Here is a 4,512-nt window from a genome sequence, read left to right as displayed (position 1 = left end):
GCGCCGTCGAAGCATCCTCGCTGCCTGCACCGATCATCCGTTCCGCTCGGCTCGACGGTGGCATCCGGATCATGGTTTCGGCGGACGGCTTTCGGCGGGTGGGGGGTGGGGCGGAGGGAACACCTCCGCTGCTGGTCGTCTCTCCCGGGGCGAAGGTCGCCGCCGGGCGGCCCGCCCCCCCGTCCGACAGGGAACCACGGTGCCGCTGCCGTCCCGTCGTACACGCACGCGAACACGACCACGTCCACGTCCACGTCCACGTATAGGTACAGGTAGGCGCACAGCTACACGTACCCGTACGCGCAAGCGCCGTCGAAGCATCCTCGCTGCCTGCACCGATCATCCGTTCCGCTCGGCTCGACGGTGGCATCCGGATCATGGTTTCGGCGGACGGCTTTCGGCGGGGGGGGGGGGGGTGTGGATACTGCTGGTCATGAGGTACTCGCCTGTCGCCCGGATCCACTTGATGATCACCTTCGTGTTGGTGATGTGCGGAGTGGCGGGTGGGGCCTGCCTCGGCCTGTTGCTGGGTGGGCGCGTGACGGGGGTCCTGGCTGCGACGGCGGCTGGGCTGGGGGCGGGGATCGGATCGTTGCTGTCGCGCCGCCATGTGGCCGCTTTCCTCCGCCCTGCCCCTGCCCCTGCCGGTCCCCCTGTCCCTGCCGGTCCCTCTGCCCCTGCTCACGGCCCTGCTGACGCCCCTGCTCCGCTCTCTGCCGCGGGCACGGGTGGGTATGCCGAGGGGGTCGCGGATGCGGTGCTGGTGAGCGTGGCGGTGTACCAGGCGGCGGTTTTCCCGGTGACGGCTTTCGGGGTCAGTGAGGAGGAGCGCGTCGCGCGGCGGGGCGTCGCATACCGTGTCTGTGCGCATGAGGGACTGCCGCAAGCTGTGCGGGTGTCGGCGGCTGCGGCGTTGGAGGCGGTTGATCAGGGCGTGGATGCCGAGCGGGCACATGCTGCGGTGCGGGCGTTGTCGTTGGCCGTCTACGACCAGCGTGCTGCCCGCTGACCCTGCCTTGTGCAGGGGGCCGGGGGCTGGGCGCTGGATCGGTTGGGTTGGGGTGGGGTGGGCTTGATGGCGTCTTTGCGGCCTGGTGACCCGTCGGAGATCGGTGGTTACCGGTTGCTGGCGCGTTTGGGCGAGGGTGGGATGGGCGAGGTCTTCCTGGCCCGGACGGCCTCGGGGCGGCCTCTCGCGCTGAAGACCGTGCACCGGGATCTGAGCGCGGATGCGGGTTTCGCCGAGCGTTTCGACCGGGAGATCCGCACGAGTGACCGGGTGCGGGGCGCCTGGATGGTCTCGGTGGTCGACTTCAGTCCGCCGGGGGCCGTGTTGCAGTGGCTGGCTACGGAGTACGTGGCGGCGCCCTCGCTGGCGGACTGGGTCCATCGGCACGGACCGTTGCCGCTGCCCGTTCTGGTGTGTCTGGCCCGGGAGCTGACGGCTGCGCTGGTCACGTTGCAGGCGGCCGGGGTCGTTCATCGCGAGATCAAGCCGGCGAATGTGCTGCTGGGCCGTGAGCGTCCTTTCCTCATCGACTTCGGTATTGCCCGTGGGGTGCGCGATGCCCGCTACACGCAGACCGGTGCGGTCATCGGGACCCCCGGCTACCTGGCTCCTGAGCAGGCCACCGGTGCTGTCGCTTCGGCTCCGGCGGACGTCTTCTCCCTCGCTGCGGTGCTGGTTCATGCGGCGACGGGGCGCGGCCCGTTCCTGGCGGCGGGCGAAGAGCTGACGCTGCCGGCTCTCCTCTACCGGATCGTTCATGAGGCACCCCGTCTGGACGGTGTCCCGGCGGATCTGGTTGCCTTGCTGCGGGACTGCCTGGCCAAGGATCCGGCCGCGCGCCCCACCGCGGCGGAGCTCCTGCAGCGTCTGACGGCTGTGGGGACGGGGCTGGGTGAGTGGGGGACTGCGGTGCCGGCGGCCCTGGAGGCGGATGTCGTCCGCCGCGAGGCCGAACTGGCCCGGCTCCTCACCCCGCCGGTGGTGGTGCCCCCGGTGCCGGTGACCCCGCCGGCTGTGCCGCCGTCGCCGTCCACCCCTGCCGCACCGTTCACACCTCCGACGGCGTCCGGTGGCGGGCGGCTATCGGGTCGGAGCCGGCTGCTGGCCGCGGGCGGGGCGGTTGCCGTGGCGGCAATTCTGGCTTTCTTCCCTCTACGGCTCCTCATGGACGGCGACCGCGACCAGGGCGATGGCGACAAAGCCACACCGTCCCCGTCCCCGACCCAGACCGCGTCTGCGTTGGTATCGGGGCCGGCGGTTCTGCCTGCGGCATGGGTCGGCACCTGGACCGGCACCGGCCCGGGAACCCCGGATGCGGACGGTGTCACTCGGGCCAGGACGGGTGCGTTCTCGGTGACGGTGACCTTCAACGCCGGGGCGGTCGGCGAGCTCGTGGGCCGGCAGGTCAGTGACGTCAAGGAGCTGGTCACCGGGCGGAACCTGGGGTGCACCGAGGCGTTGGAGCTGCGGCAGATCCGCCAGGACTCCGCAGTCTTCGCGGCGGTGACCAGCCACCCCACCGACCGGTCGGCGACGTTCGAGTGTCCCCGGGGCAACCTCTACGTCCTCACGATGACGCAGCCCGACCGGGTGACGTTGGAGTCGGAGGGCGCCCAGTCGGCAGGCGCCCCCGAGGCCCTCACCCGCCGCGGCTGACCGACCGACGCTGACAGATCAGGCGGACACGGGAGGGCGGTGCCAGGCTGGGAGCAGGCCCATCTGCACACCGGCACAGCGTGGCATGCGGAGGAGTGTCATGTCCTACACCGTGAACGGCGCTGCGGCCCCCGGCCGGCTGCGTACGGCCCTGGGAGCGGCCGCGGCCGTGGCAGCCCTGCTGGCTGCTGCCGCACCGGCCGCCGGAACTGAATCTGGTGCTGTTGCCGCGCCTGTGCCTCCGTGCGGCAGCGGTCAGCTCGCCGCGGACGGCGCCGAACGTCTGGGCGCGAACGCGCTGCGGATCACCGTCGTCAACGACGGCTCCGCGCCATGTGTGCTGCGGGGCCACCCTGCCGTCGCCCTTGCAGGCCAGGGCTCGCCCGCCCATGCCAAGGGCCTCACGGTCGTCCGTCTGGGGCCGGCGCATCCGGTGGAGCTGGCCCCCGGCGCTGCTGCCCAGACCCGTATTTCCTTCACGCCGGTACTGGGCGAAGCCGACGGCTACTGTGCCTCGGGTGCCGAACCGTTCGCCGCACCCTCGATGGTCCTGGGTGTCGCGGGTGCCCGTCTCCAGCTCGCACCGGACGACGGCGGAAACTTCGCCCTGTGCGGCACCGTGGTCCGCGCCACCGCCTTCCGCCCCGTCTCCTGACGCTGGCCCCGCCTCCTGACGCTGGGTTCCCGTGACCTGCCGATGCGCGCTCAGCGCGGGTTCCAGTGGGCGCGGGTGGCGCCGAAGTGGGTCTCGTGCGCCCATATGTGGTTGCAGGTGGGGCACTGAAGGTGGAGGAGACTGCCGGTGTTGGCGAGAAGGTAGCGCCAGTGCGTGGGACAGGTCCGTTGCTGCGCGCAGGGCTCGCAGTGGTGGCTGTCGCGGCATTGGGGACAGGGCGTCCAGGCACGGCGCCCTGGATCGGCCTGCGGGTCAAGGGGTAGCACGGTGGTCTCCGCGGGCGGGGAGTATGCCGGCTGCGACGAGGGTGTCGTGGATCTGTTGCTGCTCCGGGTCGAGCCCGGAGTACAGCAGGTCGTAGGCGGCTTCTTCGCCCAGGAGGACCTCGACCGGATTCCAGTCGGGGCCGAGCGCTTCCATCATGTGGGCGCGCCGGAGGGTTTCGTGGGGGGTGAGGTCGAGCGCGAAGTCGACCGGCGCGGACGCGACTGGTTCGTGGGGGGCCATGTCCTCGAAGTTAGGTATCCCTTCCTTGACCGGTCAAGGGAGGGTGGCCGGAGTCACAGCCACCCATCGGCGTCCCGTTCCCCGGCCCCCGGGCGCGGCCGCGCTTCACGCCGGCTCCGCGCCCCGGCCGACCGCCGAGCAGGCCCCAGCCCCGGTCAGGCGTCGTGCCCGTTCCCGCGTGCACCCTTGCTCCGGCCTCGGCTTCGGGCCTGACGGCGGCCCCAGCTTGCCCGGTGCGGTCCGCTGCGTGCCCCGGCGGTGGTCTGCTCGGCCTTGCCCGGGCTCCGTCGGATCTGCCCGGGCGGCCGGTCTGGCCTGACGCGGTCGTCGCCCGTCCTGGTCTGGCCCATGCCCTGGTTCGGCTTGCCCTCCCCTGGTCTTGCCCTTGCTCTGGCCTGTCTCTATCCCTGTCCTGGTCTGGCTTGGGCCTTGTTTGGGGGTGGTGTGTGCTGGTTCTGGTTTGTCTGGTTTCGGTGTGGGGTGTGGGTGTCGTTTGCTGGGCTGGGCTGGTGCGGTTTGTGTTTGGTGCTGGTGTGGTTTGTTGCTGATGTTGCTGGGTGCGGTTGGTGTGGGGTGTCAGAGTCCGAGGGTGATGGCGATGCGGGTCATTTCGGCGGTGGTGTTGACGTTGAGTTTGGTGCGGATGCGGCGGAGGTAGGCGTCG

The 4,512-nt window shown here is 71.1% G+C and carries 4 protein-coding genes; 3 read left to right on the top strand and 1 reads right to left on the bottom strand.

The genetic code is table 11. The features are described from left to right. Positions 1-757: 757 nt before the first annotated feature. The 3 genes from IH80_RS46690 to IH80_RS0137930 all read left to right on the top strand — a co-directional run bounded on the left by IH80_RS46690 (position 758) and on the right by IH80_RS0137930 (position 3,320). Positions 758-1,009: a hypothetical protein gene (locus tag IH80_RS46690; RefSeq protein WP_234432533.1), complete on the top strand. Its 252-nt coding sequence runs from the start codon at positions 758-760 to the stop codon at positions 1,007-1,009. Between the two features lie 66 nt (positions 1,010-1,075). Further along, complete coding sequence (locus IH80_RS41340; protein ID WP_267883543.1) at positions 1,076-2,665, top strand: serine/threonine-protein kinase; 1,590 nt, start codon at positions 1,076-1,078, stop codon at positions 2,663-2,665. 100 nt (positions 2,666-2,765) lie between these two features. After that, positions 2,766-3,320: a DUF4232 domain-containing protein gene (locus tag IH80_RS0137930; RefSeq protein ID WP_158943849.1), complete on the top strand. Its 555-nt coding sequence runs from the start codon at positions 2,766-2,768 to the stop codon at positions 3,318-3,320. Between the two features lie 273 nt (positions 3,321-3,593). On the opposite strand, the gene IH80_RS0137925 is transcribed toward IH80_RS0137930, so the two are convergent. Continuing rightward, positions 3,594-3,848: a DUF6400 family protein gene (locus IH80_RS0137925; protein ID WP_030966453.1), complete on the bottom strand. Its 255-nt coding sequence runs from the start codon at positions 3,846-3,848 to the stop codon at positions 3,594-3,596. Between the last annotated feature and the right edge of the window lie 664 nt (positions 3,849-4,512).

The organism is Streptomyces sp. NRRL S-378, from assembly GCF_000720645.1.
Classification (GTDB): domain Bacteria; phylum Actinomycetota; class Actinomycetes; order Streptomycetales; family Streptomycetaceae; genus Streptomyces.
The sequence above is the reverse complement of the archived record's forward strand: the minus strand, read 5'-3'. Positions and strand labels throughout refer to the sequence as shown.

Coding starts and splice junctions, on each gene's coding strand:
- IH80_RS41340 (WP_267883543.1), top strand. CDS start 1,076: ATGGCGTCTTTGCGGCCTGGTGACCCGTCGGAGATCGGTGGTTACCGG.
- IH80_RS0137930 (WP_158943849.1), top strand. CDS start 2,766: ATGTCCTACACCGTGAACGGCGCTGCGGCCCCCGGCCGGCTGCGTACG.
- IH80_RS0137925 (WP_030966453.1), bottom strand. CDS start 3,848: ATGGCCCCCCACGAACCAGTCGCGTCCGCGCCGGTCGACTTCGCGCTC.